Annotated in this window: 19 protein-coding genes; 11 read left to right on the forward strand and 8 right to left on the reverse strand. The window is 66.9% G+C overall.

Annotated features, from left to right (window positions below):
* A partial coding sequence (locus VGO20_RS16380; protein ID WP_327503444.1) for an AraC family transcriptional regulator occupies positions 1-752 on the reverse strand: 752 nt, incomplete at its 3' end.
* A gap of 104 nt (positions 753-856) precedes the next feature.
* Between VGO20_RS16380 and VGO20_RS16385 the strand changes: the two genes are divergently transcribed.
* The gene (locus VGO20_RS16385) at positions 857-2053 is read left to right on the forward strand and encodes an MFS transporter (RefSeq protein ID WP_327503445.1); all 1197 of its coding nucleotides are present in this window, start codon (positions 857-859) and stop codon (positions 2051-2053) included.
* 53 nt (positions 2054-2106) lie between these two features.
* Here the strand turns inward: VGO20_RS16385 and VGO20_RS16390 are convergent, their stop codons facing one another.
* The gene (locus tag VGO20_RS16390) at positions 2107-2946 is read right to left on the reverse strand and encodes a MurR/RpiR family transcriptional regulator (RefSeq protein ID WP_327503446.1); all 840 of its coding nucleotides are present in this window, start codon (positions 2944-2946) and stop codon (positions 2107-2109) included.
* A gap of 131 nt (positions 2947-3077) precedes the next feature.
* On the opposite strand from VGO20_RS16390, the gene VGO20_RS16395 reads away from it, so the two are divergent.
* From VGO20_RS16395 to VGO20_RS16420, 6 genes are all read left to right on the forward strand, one after another.
* Positions 3078-4139, forward strand: a complete 1062-nt coding sequence (locus VGO20_RS16395) for a polyamine ABC transporter substrate-binding protein (RefSeq protein ID WP_327503447.1) — start codon at positions 3078-3080, stop codon at positions 4137-4139.
* 18 nt (positions 4140-4157) lie between these two features.
* Positions 4158-5282, forward strand: a complete 1125-nt coding sequence (locus tag VGO20_RS16400; protein WP_327503448.1) for an ABC transporter ATP-binding protein — start codon at positions 4158-4160, stop codon at positions 5280-5282.
* Positions 5279-6175, forward strand: a complete 897-nt coding sequence (locus VGO20_RS16405) for an ABC transporter permease (RefSeq protein ID WP_327503449.1) — start codon at positions 5279-5281, stop codon at positions 6173-6175. Before VGO20_RS16400 ends, VGO20_RS16405 begins: the two co-directional genes overlap by 4 nt.
* A 9-nt stretch (positions 6176-6184) precedes the next feature.
* A complete protein-coding gene (locus tag VGO20_RS16410; protein WP_327503450.1) occupies positions 6185-7015 on the forward strand; it encodes an ABC transporter permease in 831 nt (276 codons plus the stop codon).
* A gap of 20 nt (positions 7016-7035) precedes the next feature.
* Positions 7036-8145: a DmpA family aminopeptidase gene (locus VGO20_RS16415; protein WP_327503451.1), complete on the forward strand. Its 1110-nt coding sequence runs from the start codon at positions 7036-7038 to the stop codon at positions 8143-8145.
* Positions 8146-8219: 74 nt separating this feature from the next.
* Complete coding sequence (locus VGO20_RS16420; protein WP_327503452.1) at positions 8220-9230, forward strand: GlxA family transcriptional regulator; 1011 nt, start codon at positions 8220-8222, stop codon at positions 9228-9230.
* On the opposite strand, the gene VGO20_RS16425 is transcribed toward VGO20_RS16420, so the two are convergent.
* Together VGO20_RS16425 and VGO20_RS16430 are read right to left on the reverse strand one after the other, a co-directional pair.
* On the reverse strand, positions 9203-9673 hold the full coding sequence (locus tag VGO20_RS16425; RefSeq protein WP_327503453.1) for an OsmC family protein: 471 nt from the start codon (positions 9671-9673) through the stop codon (positions 9203-9205). The genes VGO20_RS16420 and VGO20_RS16425 overlap by 28 nt on opposite strands.
* Before the next feature lie 38 nt (positions 9674-9711).
* Positions 9712-10026, reverse strand: coding sequence for a DUF1272 domain-containing protein (locus VGO20_RS16430; RefSeq protein WP_327503454.1), 315 nt, complete (start codon positions 10024-10026; stop codon positions 9712-9714).
* Between the two features lie 885 nt (positions 10027-10911).
* Between VGO20_RS16430 and VGO20_RS16435 the strand changes: the two genes are divergently transcribed.
* Both VGO20_RS16435 and VGO20_RS16440 read left to right on the forward strand, forming a co-directional pair.
* Positions 10912-11313 (forward strand): Arm DNA-binding domain-containing protein, encoded by a 402-nt coding sequence (locus VGO20_RS16435; RefSeq protein ID WP_327503455.1) that lies wholly within the window; start codon positions 10912-10914, stop codon positions 11311-11313.
* A gap of 45 nt (positions 11314-11358) precedes the next feature.
* The gene (locus VGO20_RS16440; RefSeq protein WP_327503456.1) at positions 11359-12273 is read left to right on the forward strand and encodes a tyrosine-type recombinase/integrase; all 915 of its coding nucleotides are present in this window, start codon (positions 11359-11361) and stop codon (positions 12271-12273) included.
* On the opposite strand, the gene VGO20_RS16445 is transcribed toward VGO20_RS16440, so the two are convergent.
* Together VGO20_RS16445 and VGO20_RS16450 are read right to left on the reverse strand one after the other, a co-directional pair.
* Positions 12212-13105, reverse strand: a complete 894-nt coding sequence (locus VGO20_RS16445; RefSeq protein ID WP_327503457.1) for a nucleotidyl transferase AbiEii/AbiGii toxin family protein — start codon at positions 13103-13105, stop codon at positions 12212-12214. The genes VGO20_RS16440 and VGO20_RS16445 overlap by 62 nt on opposite strands.
* The gene (locus tag VGO20_RS16450; RefSeq protein WP_327503458.1) at positions 13098-13718 is read right to left on the reverse strand and encodes a type IV toxin-antitoxin system AbiEi family antitoxin domain-containing protein; all 621 of its coding nucleotides are present in this window, start codon (positions 13716-13718) and stop codon (positions 13098-13100) included. Before VGO20_RS16450 ends, VGO20_RS16445 begins: the two co-directional genes overlap by 8 nt.
* Positions 13719-14027: 309 nt before the next feature.
* Between VGO20_RS16450 and VGO20_RS16455 the strand changes: the two genes are divergently transcribed.
* Positions 14028-14177 carry a hypothetical protein gene (locus VGO20_RS16455; protein WP_327503459.1) on the forward strand — a complete coding sequence of 50 codons (150 nt, stop codon included), beginning with the start codon at positions 14028-14030 and terminating at the stop codon, positions 14175-14177.
* Positions 14178-14362: 185 nt separating this feature from the next.
* Here VGO20_RS16455 and VGO20_RS16460 read toward each other — a convergent pair whose 3' ends face one another.
* Positions 14363-14659: a helix-turn-helix domain-containing protein gene (locus tag VGO20_RS16460; protein WP_327503460.1), complete on the reverse strand. Its 297-nt coding sequence runs from the start codon at positions 14657-14659 to the stop codon at positions 14363-14365.
* Entirely contained in the window at positions 14656-15003 is a 348-nt protein-coding gene (locus tag VGO20_RS16465) for a type II toxin-antitoxin system RelE/ParE family toxin (protein ID WP_327503461.1), read from the reverse strand. Before VGO20_RS16465 ends, VGO20_RS16460 begins: the two co-directional genes overlap by 4 nt.
* Positions 15004-15361: 358 nt before the next feature.
* On the opposite strand from VGO20_RS16465, the gene VGO20_RS16470 reads away from it, so the two are divergent.
* Positions 15362-15637: a ribbon-helix-helix domain-containing protein gene (locus tag VGO20_RS16470; RefSeq protein WP_327503462.1), complete on the forward strand. Its 276-nt coding sequence runs from the start codon at positions 15362-15364 to the stop codon at positions 15635-15637.
* Positions 15638-15683 lie beyond the last annotated feature (46 nt).

A 15683-nucleotide genomic window follows, 5' to 3' on the forward strand; every position in this document is an offset into this window, starting at 1 on the left:
TCTCGTGCGGATGTCCTCAGAATCCGCTGCATCATGGCCTGGAAGGCGCGCGGGCTCCTGTAGCCGACTGCGGCCGCCACCTCATGCCTGGCGCCCCCGCGGGCCTGCCGGGTCAGCGCCTCGAGCAGGCGGACGCGACGCAGCCACGCGCCCAAGCTCAGGCCGGTCTCCTGCCGGAACCGCCGGGTGAGCGTCCGCCGGCTCACCCCCACCTCCTCCGCCCAGGTGTCGATGCCGCCGTCGCGGCCGGGATTGTCGATCAGCGCGCGGCAGAGCCGCCGCAGGCGCGGGTCCTGCGGCAGAGGCAGCGCGAACGGCGTGTCGGGCGCGCGGTCGATCTCGTCCAGCACCAGTGCCGCCAAGTGTCCACCCCTCTTGGCCGGGTCGTAGAGGACCGGCTCGCCGGCGAGCGCAACGAGGGCGGCATCCAGGAGCGCCGAGACCCGCAGGACCCGGCAGGTGGATGGCAGGGTCACGAGCGCCTCCGGGGCGAGATAGGCCGTGCACATCGCTACCGCGCCATGCATGGCGACTTCGTGCATCACGCCGGGCGGGATCAGAAGGGCGTGGCCCGCCGGCACCGCCCATGTCCCGTCCCTGGTGGTCGCGACCATGAGCCCGGCGGTCGCGTACAGAAGCTGGGCGCGGGGATGGCCGTGCCGCCCCGTCGTGGAGCCGGACGGGAAGTCCTTCGCCATCACCGCGACGGGGCGGGGAGCGTCCTGGTAGTCGTCGGCGAGGGTGGAACGCATGGCGGCCGCGCGCAGTTTGACCCGAACGCTGCCGAAGTTGGCCCGACGCCGCGAACGGGTCAAGCTATGATGGAATTCTGGCTCCGCATGCCGGAAGGAAAGCAATGGCCCCCGACGTCCTGTCCCGCCGTACGGTCCTGTTCGTGAACATCGCGCATGCGCTCGATCACTTCGCGCTACTGATCTACCCCACCGCCGTGCTCGCGATGGCCCCCGAGCTGGGCCTGACCTATGCGGCGCTGATCAGTCTCTCGACGGGCACCTTCGTTGCCTTCGGCCTGTTCTCCCTGCCCATGGGCTGGCTCGCCGAGCGCTGGGGGCGGCGCAACCTGCTGGTGATCTTCTTCGGCGGTTGCGGGTTCTCGCTCCTGGGCCTCGCCGCCGCCTCCACTCCGGCCGTCATCACGGGATGGCTGCTCGTGCTCGGCCTGTTCCTGGCGATCTACCATCCGATCGGCTCGGCCATGCTGGTGAGCCATGCCCGCCGCCTCGGCCGCGACCTGGGCCGCAACGGGGTGTGGGGCAATCTCGGGGCGGGCTTCGCCTCGGGCGTCACGGCGCTGATCGCGGCGTGGCTCGGCTGGCGGGCGGCCTTCGCCATGCCGGGTCTGGTGTGCCTCGCGGCTGGAGCGGCGTTCGTGGCGCTGGTGCCAGGGGACGGGGACGGGCACAAGGCCAAGGTCGGTGCGCCGACGATCCCGGTGGCCCATCCGTTCCTGCTGCTTGCGGTCTTCGCCGTCGCGATCGTCGCCGGCGGCATGACGTTCAACGTCACCACCATCGCTCTGCCGAAGGTGCTGGACGAGCGGCTGGGTTCGGCACTGCCCCTTGCCCTGACGGGCTCTCTCGCCACCGTGGTCTTCGTGTTCGGCGCGCTGACGCAACTCCTCATGGGCCGGCTCGTCGACCGCTTCACCCTGCCTGCGGTCTTCGCGTGCTTGGCGCTGCTGCAACCCGTCGGGCTTGGGCTCGCGGCGGCGACCACAGGCGTCCCCCTGCTCGCCGGCCTGGTCATCGCCATGGCGTCTATCTATGGGCAGGTGATCATCAACGACGCGATGGTCGCGCGCTACGTCCCGCCCCGGCTGCGCGCCAAGGCGTTCAGCGTGCGCTACTTCCTCGGCTTCACCACGAGCGGTCTCGCCGTGCCGCTCATCGCCCTGCTGCACGGGTGGGGCGGCTTCCCGGCCGTGCTCGGCGTCTCGGCCATGTTCGGCGCGGTCGTGTCCGCCTGCGCGGCCGGGTTCTTCCTCGTGGCGTCAGGCGGGACGGCGCGCGCGGGGGAGGTTCCAGCCGAGTGAGCCTCGGCACCCGCCGCCGTCTTTGCGACGGTTCCGACCTTTGCGCAAGCGCCCTAGCCGCTCTTGTAGAGCCGAAGCTGGGTCACGCGGCGGCGATAGGTCTCTATCCGCTCCATCAGTCCGGACTTCCTGCGCGTCGCGACGCAGTGCAGCAGAAGGTTGAGCGCCATGGTGAGCCCGCCGGTGGACTCCAGGATCAAACCCGTCTTGGTCTTGAGCGTGACGACGTAGGGCGTTGCGATGTCGCGGGCGATGCCGTACTCGTCGGCGAACACGACCAGGTCGGTGTCCTCGTCCCGGCATTCGCGTGCGAAGGTGAGCCCCGCCTCGGCATAGGGGGCGATGTCGACCAGGATCAGGCAACTGCGCCCGGCCCGACGATCGAGCCAGGGGCCTAGAACGCCGCCATAGAGATCCAGGAAATTGACGTCGGACCGGACCAGCGCGAGGCGGTTCGCGAAATCCTCGGCGAGCCCGCGCACGGTCTGGAAACCGCATACGAAGACGCGCTCGGCGCCGCTGACCACCTCGACGATCTCCCTCCACTGCTCGGTTCCCGCCTGCTCGTAGAATGCCGCCAGCGCCTCGATCTCCTGATTGAGGTTCTCGGCCAACCCGTCGCCGTTGGCCTCTATCCGGTCCAGCAGCGTCTGGCTCAGAAGCGACTGCACCCGGAGGTCGTCGCGCAGTTCCTCCTTGAGGCTCTTGAGGCCCTTGTAGCCGAAGCGCCGGAGGAAGCGGCTCACGGTGTTGGGGCTGACCCCGCTCTTCGCCGCGAGCGAGGCGCCGGTCTCGAAGACGATCGTCTCCAGGTTCGCCGTGATGTAGGCCGCGAGCTGCCGCTCCGTCGGCGTCAATTGGTCGGACAGCTCACTCAGTCGCTCGTGGAACATCGGCCCCGCCGTTCTGACATTTTTCTGTCAGCTTGGTTGATTTTCGCAGAAACATACTAGAGACTTCACGGGTAGCCAAGATGCCGGCACGCGGCATCGGTTCGGCCTCTAGCTGCGCTAAGGGAGGAAACATGATCGAACGGCACCGCCATCGTAAGCTGGCCTCGGTTGCTGCACTGGCCGCACTCGGCACCGCGGTCTTGGCCGGATCGCCCCCCGCCCACGCCGCCGGCGAGCTGAATCTCTACAACTGGGGCGACTACATCAATCCGGAAATCCTGAAGATTTTCGAGGAAGAAACCGGCATCACGGTCCGGCTCGACACCTACGGCAGCAACGAGGAGATGCTGGCCAAGATCCAGGCCGGCGCCACGGGATACGACATCGTCTTCCCGTCGGCCCACATGCAGGACATCATGCATCACCTCGGCCTTCTGGCGGAGACCGGGATCAACGAGGCGAAAGGCTTCGAGAACATCGATCCGGCCTTCCTGCGCGCCGACACCGATCCCGAAGGCAGATACTGCCTGCCCTACGCCTGGGGCACCGTGGGCATCTTCTACAACAAGACCCGCGTCCCGGAAGTGAAGTCCTGGGCGGACTTCTTCGCCATCCCGGAGACCACCGGCGGCGAGATCATCCTGCTGGACGACATGCGCGAGACGATCGCGATCGGCCTCATCGTCAACGGCCACTCCGTCAACACGACCGATCCGAACGAACTCAAGGAGGCGGAGGAGTTCCTGATCTCGAAGAAGCCCCGGGTATCGTCGTTCACCTACGACAGCGTGCCCCTGGTGCAGTCGGGCGACGTCGCCGCCGCCCATTACTTCGTCGGTGCCATGATGTACGTGCGCGAGGACCCCGAGAACCTCGCCTACGTCATCCCTGAGGAAGGTGCGACGATGTACCAGGAGAACATGTGCGTGCTGGCGTCGGCGCCCAACAAGGAGAACGCGCGCAAGTTCATGGAGTTTTACCTGCGCCCCGAGATCGTCGCCGCGAACGTCGCCCAGCAGATGAACAGCACGCCCAATCTCGCCGCCCAGGAACTGCTTCCGGACGAGTTGAAGAACAACCCGAACACGAACCCGCCGCCGGAGGTTCGGGAGCGGCTGCAGATCTTCCGCGATCTCGGCCGGGATCTCAGGACCTACGACCGCGCCTGGACGCGCATCCGCACGGCCCAGTGAGCCCGGGGCCCTCCGCTCATGAGCGAGACCGTCTCCCCCGACATCGTCGAAGTGATCGACGGCGTGAAGTCCTTCGTGACGCCCGAGGGCGACGACATAGTCGCCCTGGGCGGGGTCCGCCTGTCGGTACGCCGCAACGAGTTCATCACCCTCCTTGGTCCCTCCGGTTGCGGCAAGACGACGCTGCTGCGCTGCATCAGCGGGTTCGAGGACCTCGATGCGGGCACGATCCTGCTCGACGGGAAGGACGTCGGCGGCGTCCCGGCGCATCGCCGGCCGGTGAATACCGTCTTCCAGAGCTACGCGCTGTTCCCGCACATGAGCGTCGGCGACAATGTCGGCTACAGCCTCGATGTCGCCGGCGTGGCCCGGCGCGAACGGGACCGGCGCGTGGCCGAGGCGCTCGAACTCGTGAACCTGGCCGGGATGCAGCAGCGCAAGCCCCGGCATCTTTCGGGCGGCCAGCAGCAGCGCGTGGCGCTCGCCCGCGCCATCATCAGCCGGCCCAAGCTGCTGCTGCTCGACGAACCGCTGTCGGCGCTCGACCGGAACCTGCGCGAAGCGATGCAGTTCGAGCTGAAGACGCTCCAGCACGAACTCGGCATCAGCTTCATCTTCGTGACGCACGACCAGGGTGAGGCGCTGACGATGTCCGACCGCATCGTCGTGCTGAGCGGCGGTACGATCCAGCAGGTTGGTGAACCGACCGAAGTCTACGACACCCCGAGCAACGCCTTCGTCGCCCGCTTCGTCGGCGACAGCAATCTTTTCGCCGGGGAGGTGATCCAGCGCGACGGCGACCTCGCGCTGGTCCGCACCGACGACGGCCATCTCCTGCGCGCCCGCGCGGGGATCTTCGCGGTCGGAGAGCGAGCGATGCTCATGATCAGGCCGGAACAGTTCTTCGTCGCGGCCGGGCCCGGCGAGAGTGCCGCGGCCGTCGGCGGGACGATCCAGCGGAAGGTGTTCACGGGGACCGACCACACGCTGGTCGTGCGCCTCGACGGCTCCGGCTCGCTCGTGAAGGCGCTGCTGCGCGACGAGCAGCGCAACCGGGTCACGGAACTGGAAGTGGGCCGGCCGCTGACATTCGCCTACATGCCGGAAAGGGCGCACCTGATGCGCCCGGAGGCGGCCTCATGAGCCTGCAGACGCGTCGGACGGGCCAGCTGGCCTTCCTGCTCGCACCGGTGAGCCTGTTCCTGCTGGTGTTCTTCGTCGCTCCGCTGTCGATCATGCTGGCCTACAGCTTCCTGGAGCCCGGCCTGTACGGCGGCGTGGTCTGGGAGTTCTACCACTGGAACTACGGCCGCGTTCTCGGATGGGCCGACGGGGTTCTGGAGGAGTTCGAGCCCGTCTACCTGTCGATCTTCCTCGGCTCGCTGCGGCTGGCGCTGCTCACGGTCGCCGTGTGCATCCTGGTCTGCTATCCGGCGGCGTTCTGGGTGAGCCGCCTGCCCGAGCGGTGGAAGACGCTCTGCCTCTTCCTCATCACCCTGCCGTTCTTCGCCAGCCTCATCGTGCGCCTGTACGCCTGGATACTGATCCTCAGGCCGTCCGGCTTCCTGAACCATGTCCTGCTGGAGGCCGGCCTGATCGACCGGCCCCTGCAGATGATCTACACCGAGGGCGCCGTCGTGACGGGCATGGTTTACATCATGATCCCGTTCATGTTCCTGCCGATCTACGCGAGCGTCGAGAAGCTGGACACGTCCCTGGTCGCGGCGTCCCAGGACCTGGGGGCCACCCGCTTCCAGACCTTTCGCCGGATCGTCCTGCCCCTGACGCTGCCCGGCATCGTCGGCGGCTCGATCATCGTCTTCATCCCCAGCCTGGGCAACTTCGTCGTCCCGTCGCTGCTGGGCGGCGCGAAGGTCCTGATGATCGGCAACCTGATCGAGCAGCAGTTCCTCTATGCGCGGAACTGGCCCTTCGGCGCGGCGCTGGCCATGCTCGTAATGGCGACGGTGATGCTCTTCCTGCTCGCCTACGTCACGCTGGTGCTGCGCCGCGACGACGTTCCACGGACCGGCTGAGGGGGCGTGATGACGAGAAAAAGCATGCTCGCCCGCCGGCTCCTGACCGCCTACGGCATTCTGTTCTTCGTACTGGTCTATCTCCCGATCGCGCTCATCCTCGCCTATTCGTTCAACGCGAACCCCGTCAACATGATGGTTTGGAGCGGGTTCACCTTGGACTGGTACTGCTCCATCTTCGGGCTGGAGACGGAGCTGTCGCAGCAGATCCTCTATGTCGAATCGACGGATGCGCTGCTGTCGGCCGTCCGCAACAGCTTGGCCATCGCGCTCACGACGACGGCCGTGTCGACCGTGCTCGGAACGGCGACGGCGCTCGCCATCGCGCGCTACCGGTTCCGGCTGGAGAAGTTCTACCAGACGCTGATGTTCATGCCGATGATCATGCCGGACATCGTTCTCGGCATCGCGCTCCTGATCTTCTTCATCTCGATCGGCATCGACCTCGGCATCCTCACGATCATGATCGGGCACTGCACGTTCCTGACGAGCTACGTGTTCATCGTCGTCAGTGCGCGGCTCGCCGGCATGGACCGTTCGCTCGATGAGGCGTCCGCCGACCTCGGCGCGAACGAGTGGACGACGTTCCGGCGGGTGGTGCTGCCGTTGATCATGCCCGGGGTGGTCGGCGGCGCGCTGCTCGCCTTCATCATCTCGATGGACGACCTGGTCATCACCTACTTCATCGCCGGCGTCGATTCGACGACCCTGCCTGTCTACATCTACGGCATCCTGCGCCGCGGCATAAAGCCGGAGATCAACGCGATCGCGGTCCTGATGCTGTCCTTCTCGATCGCGGTCGCAGCACTCGGCCTCTACATCCGGTCGCGCCGCCGATGACCCAAGCCGGACATGAGAACATGATGCCGAAGCCACGCGCGCGCGATCTCGGTCTGCGCTTTCCCGGCACGCCCGGACGGCACAATGCGATCACCGACGTGCCGGGCGTCCAGGTCGGTTACCGGACGCTGATCAGTGGAGGGGACGGCCCGCTCACGGTCGGGCGGGGTCCGGTGCGGACCGGTGTCACGGCCATCCTGCCGCGCGGGAGGATCGATTCGGCCAACCCCGTATGGGCCGGGTTCCACGCCCTCAACGGCAACGGCGAGATGACCGGCACGCACTGGATAGAGGATGCGGGCCATTTCGTCGGCCCGATCTGCATCACCAACACGCACGCGGTCGGCATTGCGCACCACGCCGCGACGCGCTGGATGATCGACACCCATCGCGATCTCTACGGCAGCGAACACCTGTGGCTGATGCCGGTGATCGCCGAGACCTATGACGGCGTGCTCAACGACATCAACGGCATGCATGTCGGAGAAGCCGATGTGCGCGCGGCGATAGATACCGCGGCCAGCGGGCCGATCGCCGAAGGCAATGTCGGCGGCGGCACCGGCATGATCTGCTACGAGTTCAAGGGGGGCACGGGCACGGCTTCGCGCATGCTCGCGATGGACGACGGCCGGGAGCACGTCGTCGCCGCCCTCGTACAGGCCAACCACGGCCTGCGCGACTGGCTGACCGTGCTCGGCGTGCCGGTCGGGCGGGAACTGGCGGACGACCGCCTGCTGGAGGCGGAGCAGGGCTCCATCATCGTCGTACTCGCGACGGACATCCCGATGCTGCCTCATCAGTTGCGCCGCCTGGCGCGCCGGGGCTCGATCGGTATCGGTCGAGGCGGCACGCCCGGCGGGAACAATTCCGGGGACATCTTCCTCGCCTTCACGACCGCCAACCGGATGGCCGCCCCACAGCGTTCGGCAGCGCGCCAGACATTCGAAGCCATCAACGACGACCGCCTCGACCCGGTGTATCGGGCAGCGGTCGAGGCGATCGAGGAAGCCGTGGTCAACGCCCTGGTCGCGGCCGAGGACATGGTGACGCTCAAGCCGCCGGGCCGACGTTGTGCCGCGATCGACCATGGTGCGCTCGTGGCCGTGCTGCGCCGGCACGGTGCGGCCTGACCGGAAGAAGTTTGCCGCGCGCCGGAGATGGCTGCTATATCAGCCACACCTCCTTTCCTGCCGCGGAGTTCACCGTGCCCGCCCCGAGGACCATTGCCTTCGTCCTGTTCGAGAATGCGCTCGCGCTCGACGTCACGGGCCCGGCCGAGGTCTTCTCGACGGCCGACCGACTGACCGGCAATCCGGAACCGGCTTATCGGCTGGTCTACCTCTCGGCCCGCGGCGGGCTGGTCGGCACCACGTGCGGCCTCGCCCTGCAAACCCGGCCTTGCGCCGGGTTCGACCTGGAGGGGCTGGACACGATGATCGTCGTCGGCGGCCCGGCGGCCGCCATACCGACACGCGATGCGGAGCTGATCGCCTGGATCGGGAGGGCATCGCGGGCCGCCCGGCGTACCTGCAGCATCTGCACGGGCGCATTCCTGCTGGCCGCGGCGGGGCTGCTCGACGGCCGGCGGGCCGTCACCCATTGGAGCTCGGTCGAGGCGTTGCGCGCCCGGTACCCGGAAGTGCGGGTGGAGCTCGATCCGATCTATGTCCGGGACGGCGACGTGTGGACGTCGGCCGGCGTGACGGCGGGGATAGATCTCGCCCTGGCGCTCGTGGAGGCGGATGCCGGGCGGCGCCTCAGCCTGGCGGTCGCCAAGGAGCTCGTCGTCTATCTGCACCGCGCGGGTGGGCAGGCCCAGTTCAGCCGCATGCTGGCGGTGCAGACCGGCCTGGAGGCGGGACGTGCGAACTCGGGACTGGACGACCTGCATCTCTGGATCGCCGACCATCTGGGCGAGGATCTCGCGGTGGAGCGCCTCGCGGCCCTGGCGGGGATGGCGCCCCGGACCTTCGCCCGCAGGTTCGTCGACCGCTACGCCTGCACCCCGGCCAAGCTGGTGGAGGATCTGCGCGTCGAGGCGGCGAGCCGGCATCTCGAGGAAGGGGACGCCACCATCAAGCAGATCGCCCTCGCCTGCGGCTTCGGCGACGAGGAGCGCATGCGCCGCGCCTTCATGCGGCGCATGGGCATACCGCCCGCGGCCTATCGGGACCGGTTTGCGGCGCCTCACGTCTCCACGTATGTCGCTTCGTAGGCGATCGGAAAACTCACGGACCGTGCGATGAAGCAGTACCGATGGACCTCGTGGTGGATGGCGTCCGCCCGGTCGAGGTCGGTGCCCGCGGCCACGCCGATCCTCGGCTTCAGCGTCGCCCGGACGAAGCGCCCGGCCCCGTCGGGAGCGGTCTCCCCGATGCCCACGGGATCGTCGGAGTAAGCCTGCACGACAATCCCCGCGGCGCTGGCGAGATGCAGGTACCAAAGCATGTGGCAGGCCGAGAGCGCGGACAGCAGCAGGTCTTCGGGATTGGGCAGCGCGGGGTTTCCGCCGAGCAGCGGATCGTTCGAGCACTGGATCACCGGCTTGCCCGGCGTCCGGATGTCCCAGGTGCGGTCATAGCCGCGGTAGCGCCTGGTTCCTTCGCCGCGATTCCCGGTCCACACGATCTGGCAGGTATAGGGGTGTTCCTTCGTCATTCGACGTCCCGTCCGAGTTCGATGCCTGTCCACGCCGCTCAGCGCTCGTCCGGTGCGATGCCCCGGATGCGCTGGGCGAAGCTTTCGATGTCTTCGCGCGACCGCGTCGTGTGCCGCCGCTCCGTGCTCGCGGGATCGTGCCGCAGGCCCAGGCCCGACCCCAACCGCCATTCCGCCACCGGCCGGATGGGCCGGGGCACGAAGTTTCCTCCGCAGGACGGGCAGACGTCATGCAGGACGGTATCGACGCAATCCGCGCAGTAGGTGCACTCGTAGCTGCATATCCGTGCGTCCTTCGCCGTGGGCGGCAGGTCGCGGTCACATAGCTGGCAGTTCGGCCTCAGCTCCAACATCTGCATGTTCCTTCCGGATGCTCCTCTCCCTGCATGCCATAGTTGGCCCGAGGCATAAATGACATCATGCCCTCGAATCCTGCCGCCCGTGTCCGTGGGGCGGAGCAGCATGATAGAGCCGCTGCGCGCCTATGTCCGCGGCGGTGGAATGCCGATCGGTACGAATGCCGGAGCAATGCTGATGACGCCCGATGTCGCCCCCGACGCCCTCTCCAGGAATGCGCGGCCGATCGTCGCTTTTGGCGACGGCAAGGGTATCACTGTGAGAGACCGACAAATCACTGCAGTGGGACGATCCCTGTGGATCGAGGCGGGAAAATTCGGACCTTCGCGGAAGGAAACTCAGGTTCGTGTGCTTGAGCCCCTTTGCGGGCTGCTGTCCTTTCGCCGAACACCCCCTGGCCCGATAACTCGGCCGATTCACACAGCTGTGCTGGCGACGGGCTCGCAGTAATTGTGATCAAGATCGGTCCGCGAGGAATTCGAGCACGAGGGAATTCTTGTCAGCCCCTGCGCGGCAACGCGGCTGACGCTCGTATAGGGTTGGCGAATGTAGTCTGAGCAAAGGCAGTGGATACGAACGTCAGCGACCGCACGGCGCCGCAGTTGGGCGGGCCGGCCCCGAAAACCAAAAGCCCTGCCAAGTGCTTGACTTGGCAGGGCTTCGTGATGGTAGCGGAGGAGGGATTTGAACCCCCGACACAAGGATTATGATTCTTCATCGTATAGTATTCCTTAGTGCGCCCCAGCTCGCCCGAGCATGAAATTCAAAAACCAAATCAACCACTTATATTCTACCCCGATTTCTCACGTTGCCCCGAGTTTCCTTCCCGCTGCTTACTGCGTGCTTACTGGAAACGGTCAGCGCGGGAAGCGGAAACGGCCATGCGGATCACCAAGAGAAGCGTCGACGCGGCGCAGCCGGGAACCCGGGACACGTTCCTGTGGGACGCGGGCGTGAAGGGCTTCGGCCTGAAGGTCACCCCGGGCGGATCGAGGGTCTACATCCTGCAGTACCGGATGCTGGACGGCCGAAGCCGCCGGTTCACGATCGGCAAGCACGGATCCCCCTGGACCCCGGACCTCGCCCGGCAGGAGGCCGAGCGGCTGCTGCGGGCGGTGGCCGAGGGCCGGGATCCGCAGCAGGAGAAGGAGACCGCGCGGGTGAAGGAGACCGGCGACACGGTGGCGGAGCTGTACGAGCTGTTCATGAAACGGCACGTCAGCCAGACCAGGATCGAGCGGGAATACCGCAGCGCCTTCAAGAACGAGATCCTGCCCTATTAGGGCCGCAAGCGCATCGGAACGATCACCAGGCGCGACGTAATCGCTATGCTCGACCGCATCGTCGACCGAGGCACCAGGATCCGCGCCAACCGCGTGTTCGCCTACACCCGGAAGTTCTTCAACTGGTGCATCTCGCGGGACCTGATCGCGACCTCGCCCTGCGTGGGCGTGAAGCCGCCCGCGGAGGAACGAAGCCGCGACCGGGTCCTGTCCGCCGAGGAGCTGCGGTTGGTCTGGCTGGCCACCGAGCGGCAGGACTGGCCGTTCGGCCCGTTTGTGAAGCTGCTGCTCCTGACCGCCCAACGGCTGAACGAGGTGGCGGGCATGCGCTGGTCGGAACTGGACCTGGATGCGGCAATGTGGACGCTGCCGGCCGAGCGCGCGAAGAACGACAAGGCCCATCACGTGCCCCTGTCGGTTCAGGCGATCGCGCTCATCCGGTCCCTGCCCCGCCTCGACGGAACCGATTTCGTCTTCACGACCACCGGCCGGACCCCGATCTCCGGGTTCGGCCGGGCCAAGCAGCGCCTGGACGAGACGGTCCAGACGATCCGGCGTGAGGAAGCCGAGGTCGCGGGAGAATCCTTCGACAAGGCCGCCGCGTTCCCCGAATGGCGTTTCCACGATTTCCGGCGCACGGCGGTTACCGGCATGGCGGAGATGGGGATCGCGCCCCATGTGGCGGATCGCATCCTCAACCACGTCCAGGGCACGATCCGCGGGGTGGCGGCGGTCTACAATCGGCATGCCTATCTCGACGAGCGCCGCAAGGCGCTGCAGGACTGGCCGATCACGTCGAACGGATCGTCGGGGGTAAAGCCAGCCAAGCTGAAGGCGATGGCCTGGACGCGCGAGAGCGGCCGGCGGCCTGATGTGGGGCCTCTGCCCCGGTCCGGGCTTATGATCTATCTTCGGTATCGGCTTCGTCGAGCAGGCGCGCCCGCTCGGCATGGAGCATAAGGAAAGCTGCGATTTCCTCGACGACGACAGCGAGGTCGAGGGGCTCCGTAGCAAGATCCTCCACGAACGCCGCCCATTGCTGGCGTCTCGGCGGGTCGGCTGAGAAATCGGCGGAAAAGGCGTCCGGGCGGATCGCTGGCAGCGGCGTTCCCCGCCGGCGGAAGGTTGCGTGGATAGCCCGCGCGAGCCGATTGGTATCGAACGCGAAGGTCCGGGACAGGACCCAGACGTCGTAGAAATCCTTGAGCCGAGTGTTGGCGCGGCCGAGCGCGACCATGGCCTGGAACTTCTCGGCGATGACCGTCTCACGCGCGTAGGCCCGCAGCCGTGGCGCCGGCTGGCCGAGCAGGACCGGCAGTTCCACCTCTTCCAGGCCGGGCTCGACCGCATCGCCGAAACCGATATCCACGACGACGTTGACGCGGGCTCCCGCGACGAAGGCACGCGTGCGCAGGCGCAGCCCGCCATAGTCGAAGGCTTCCCGGATAGGCTCGACGCGCAGGGCATCCAGATCGTAGGCGACGCCGTCTTCCTGGACCACGGCACAGACATCGCGGAAGACGGCCAGTATCGCATCGGGCGCCGGATCGCCGAAGCCGAGGAAATCCACGTCGCGCGTCGGGCGGTGCGGGTCGGCGAACCAGGTCACCATCAGCATCGCGCCCTTGAGCACGAACCGCTCCCTGTGGGGCGTCAGGCTCAGACGGTAGAGCAGGCGCTCCAGGACGTAGCGCGTCAGCAGAAGATCGAAGGTCTGGCCGGTCGCGCGCGACAGGGTGAGCAGACGCTGGCGCACGGAGGCGCCCATGTTGCGGGGCGGCGGCTTAGCCATCGATGGTCAGGGCCTCGAGATAGGGGCGCATGGCGGGCCAGACCCTGGCATCGGCGGCGATGCGCGCGACCTCGGCCGGCGTGGCCGTGCGGGTACGCAGGGCCGCCTTCAGGCCGCCGATCGCGAGATCCAGCCCGACCTGCCTGCGGTATCGGAACAGATCGACAACAGTGTGGGACGGTTCGGTAATGCGGACCGGCACGCCTTCCACGTCGTGGGTCCGCAGACCGGCCTCCAGGCGCTCCGGCGGGAAGCGGACGAAGCGGATCGGCGGGTGGAAGATGCGGGGCCGCCAGTCCTTCGGACCGATCGCCAGCCAGACCTTCGACGGGATGCGATCGGTGAGCTCGTGGAAGGCGAGAGCCGAGACGAGGCACACGACCCCTCGCGGCACGAGCTTGGCGGCTTCGGCAAGGTCATGCTCGGTCGAAAGCGGGGCGTCGGCGAGCTGATAGAGGCCGCGGCTCAGGCGGACAACGACACCCTCGCGCTCGAGGCGCGATACGCAAGCCGCCGTGACGCCACCGGCGACCAGTTCGGAAAGCCGCGCCATGCCGCGATCCTTCAGCATGCCGACGGCACGTTCCCGTTGGCTCGGTTCCTGCCGGATCATCGGGCCACACCTTCATAAAAAAGCTCGGGTATTATCCCCTCGTATCCGAGGAATACTATCATGGGGATCGAGGTCGATTCAATGCGCCGCCATCCCACCCATGCTTCGGGCAGCGCATTGTGCGAAGAACGAGGGCTGTCCAGTCGCGACCGCCGGAAGGGAAGCTGACACGGAGCGCATGGGGATCTGCATGAATCGCCCCGGGTTTTCCTGAGGCCATTTGGCTCAAGTTACCGGCATGGCGGAAATGGGTATCGCGCCCCATGTGGCGAATCGCATCCTCAACCACGTCCAGGCACGATCCGAGGGGTGGCGGCGGTCTACAACCGGCGTGCCTATCTCGACGAGCGCCGCAAGGCGCTGCAGGACTGGGCCGATCACGTCGAGCGCCTGGTCGCGGGCGACGCCGGCCGAACCAGAGGCGGCGACCGGGACGCACAAGAGCGGCCGGCCGCCTGATGCGGGGACGCCGCCCCGCTTATGATCGGTCCTCGGTATCGGCTTCGTCGAGCAGGCGAGCCGCCTCGGCGTGGGGCATGAGGATGACCGCACGCTCCTCGGGACGGCGGCGAGATCCAGCGCCCCCCGGGGAGCACGGGGTGCTCCCTCGCTTCACGCACTCCTTGTGTTCTACGGCGAGCGGTTCACCCGAGTGCGCGCATGGCAGCATCAGGCTCACGGTCGATGATCCGCAGGAGCGTCCGTGCCGGCCCCTCGGGCTGGCGCCGCTTGGTTTCCCATTGGCGAACCGTTTCGACATTCAGTCCAAAGCGGCTTGCGAACGTCTCGCGAGACATGCGCAGGCGGTTCCGCAGCTCGCGCACGTCCACCTCCGGAACCTCGACAGCAGTAGCCTTGCCGCGGGTCTTGTCTCCCTCGGCAAAAGCCGCAGCATCTTCCAGGCCAGCCAAGATCCGGTCAAAAGCTTCCTTCGCCATCATTCCGCTCCGTATGCGTTGGCAATCCGCTTAGCCACGGCCGCAAGCGCATTTCTCTCCGCTTTCGAGAGGTTCGCCTTTTCGTTCTTGGCAAACAGCGTCAACAGGAAAATGGGCACGTTGCGGCTGTGATAGTAGTAGATCACGCGAACACCTCCGCTCTTGCCCCGCCCCCGAAGAGCGAAGCGGACCTTCCGTATCCCTCCGCCTTCCTTGATGAGGTCGCCACACTCCGGGTCGGCGGCAATCATCGTTTGAAGATCCATGATCTCCGCCTCGGTCAGCAGGTCCATGGCGCGACGCTGGAATTCGGTCGTCTGAACCAGGGTCTGCAACGGCGTGTTCATGGCCCCATCCTATGTCAGTGACACAGTCGCGGCAACCGGGAAACCGTGTCAGTGACACAGATTCGCGCATGATCGCCATTTCATGCGGGGGCACGATCCGTCGTCGCCGCACACCGCGCCTTGCGCGATATCGGCATAATGGTATAATATGATTTATCCATTTATATCAACGAGGCCCGGACGTGATGTTGAAGACGCTGGCTGCCAACCCGCTTCCCGACCCGGCCGATGGCACCCGGCGGCTCTTCCGCAACGTCCAGCCAGGGACCGGATTCCGGGAAAGACACCGCGCGCGCGGCTGCGGCCGGCCGCCGACACCGGTTTGCCGGCCGGCATCACGCCGCATCGGCGGCTCCCCATGACGGATCCGGCACGCGAGGACGGCGTTCGGATGCCGCGGTCGGCCAATCCGCAATCCCAGGTCACCCGCACCGTCGTGGTGCGCGGCCACCGTACCTCCATCCGCATGGAGAGCGTCTTCTGGCACCTGATCGAGAGCATCTCCACGACCGAAGGATTGGGCGTCGACGACCTCCTGTCCGAGATCGACGCGCGGCGCGGCCAGCTCACCCTCACGGCCGCCGTTCGCGTCTTCGCCGTCACCTATTTCAAGGATGCCCCACCACCGCGCTGACCTCTCACCGGCGCCGGCAGGCCGCTCTCGGCCCAGCCGGCGGGCC

The organism is Arenibaculum sp. (genome assembly GCF_035998295.1).
Lineage (GTDB): Bacteria > Pseudomonadota > Alphaproteobacteria > Azospirillales > Azospirillaceae > DASYHS01.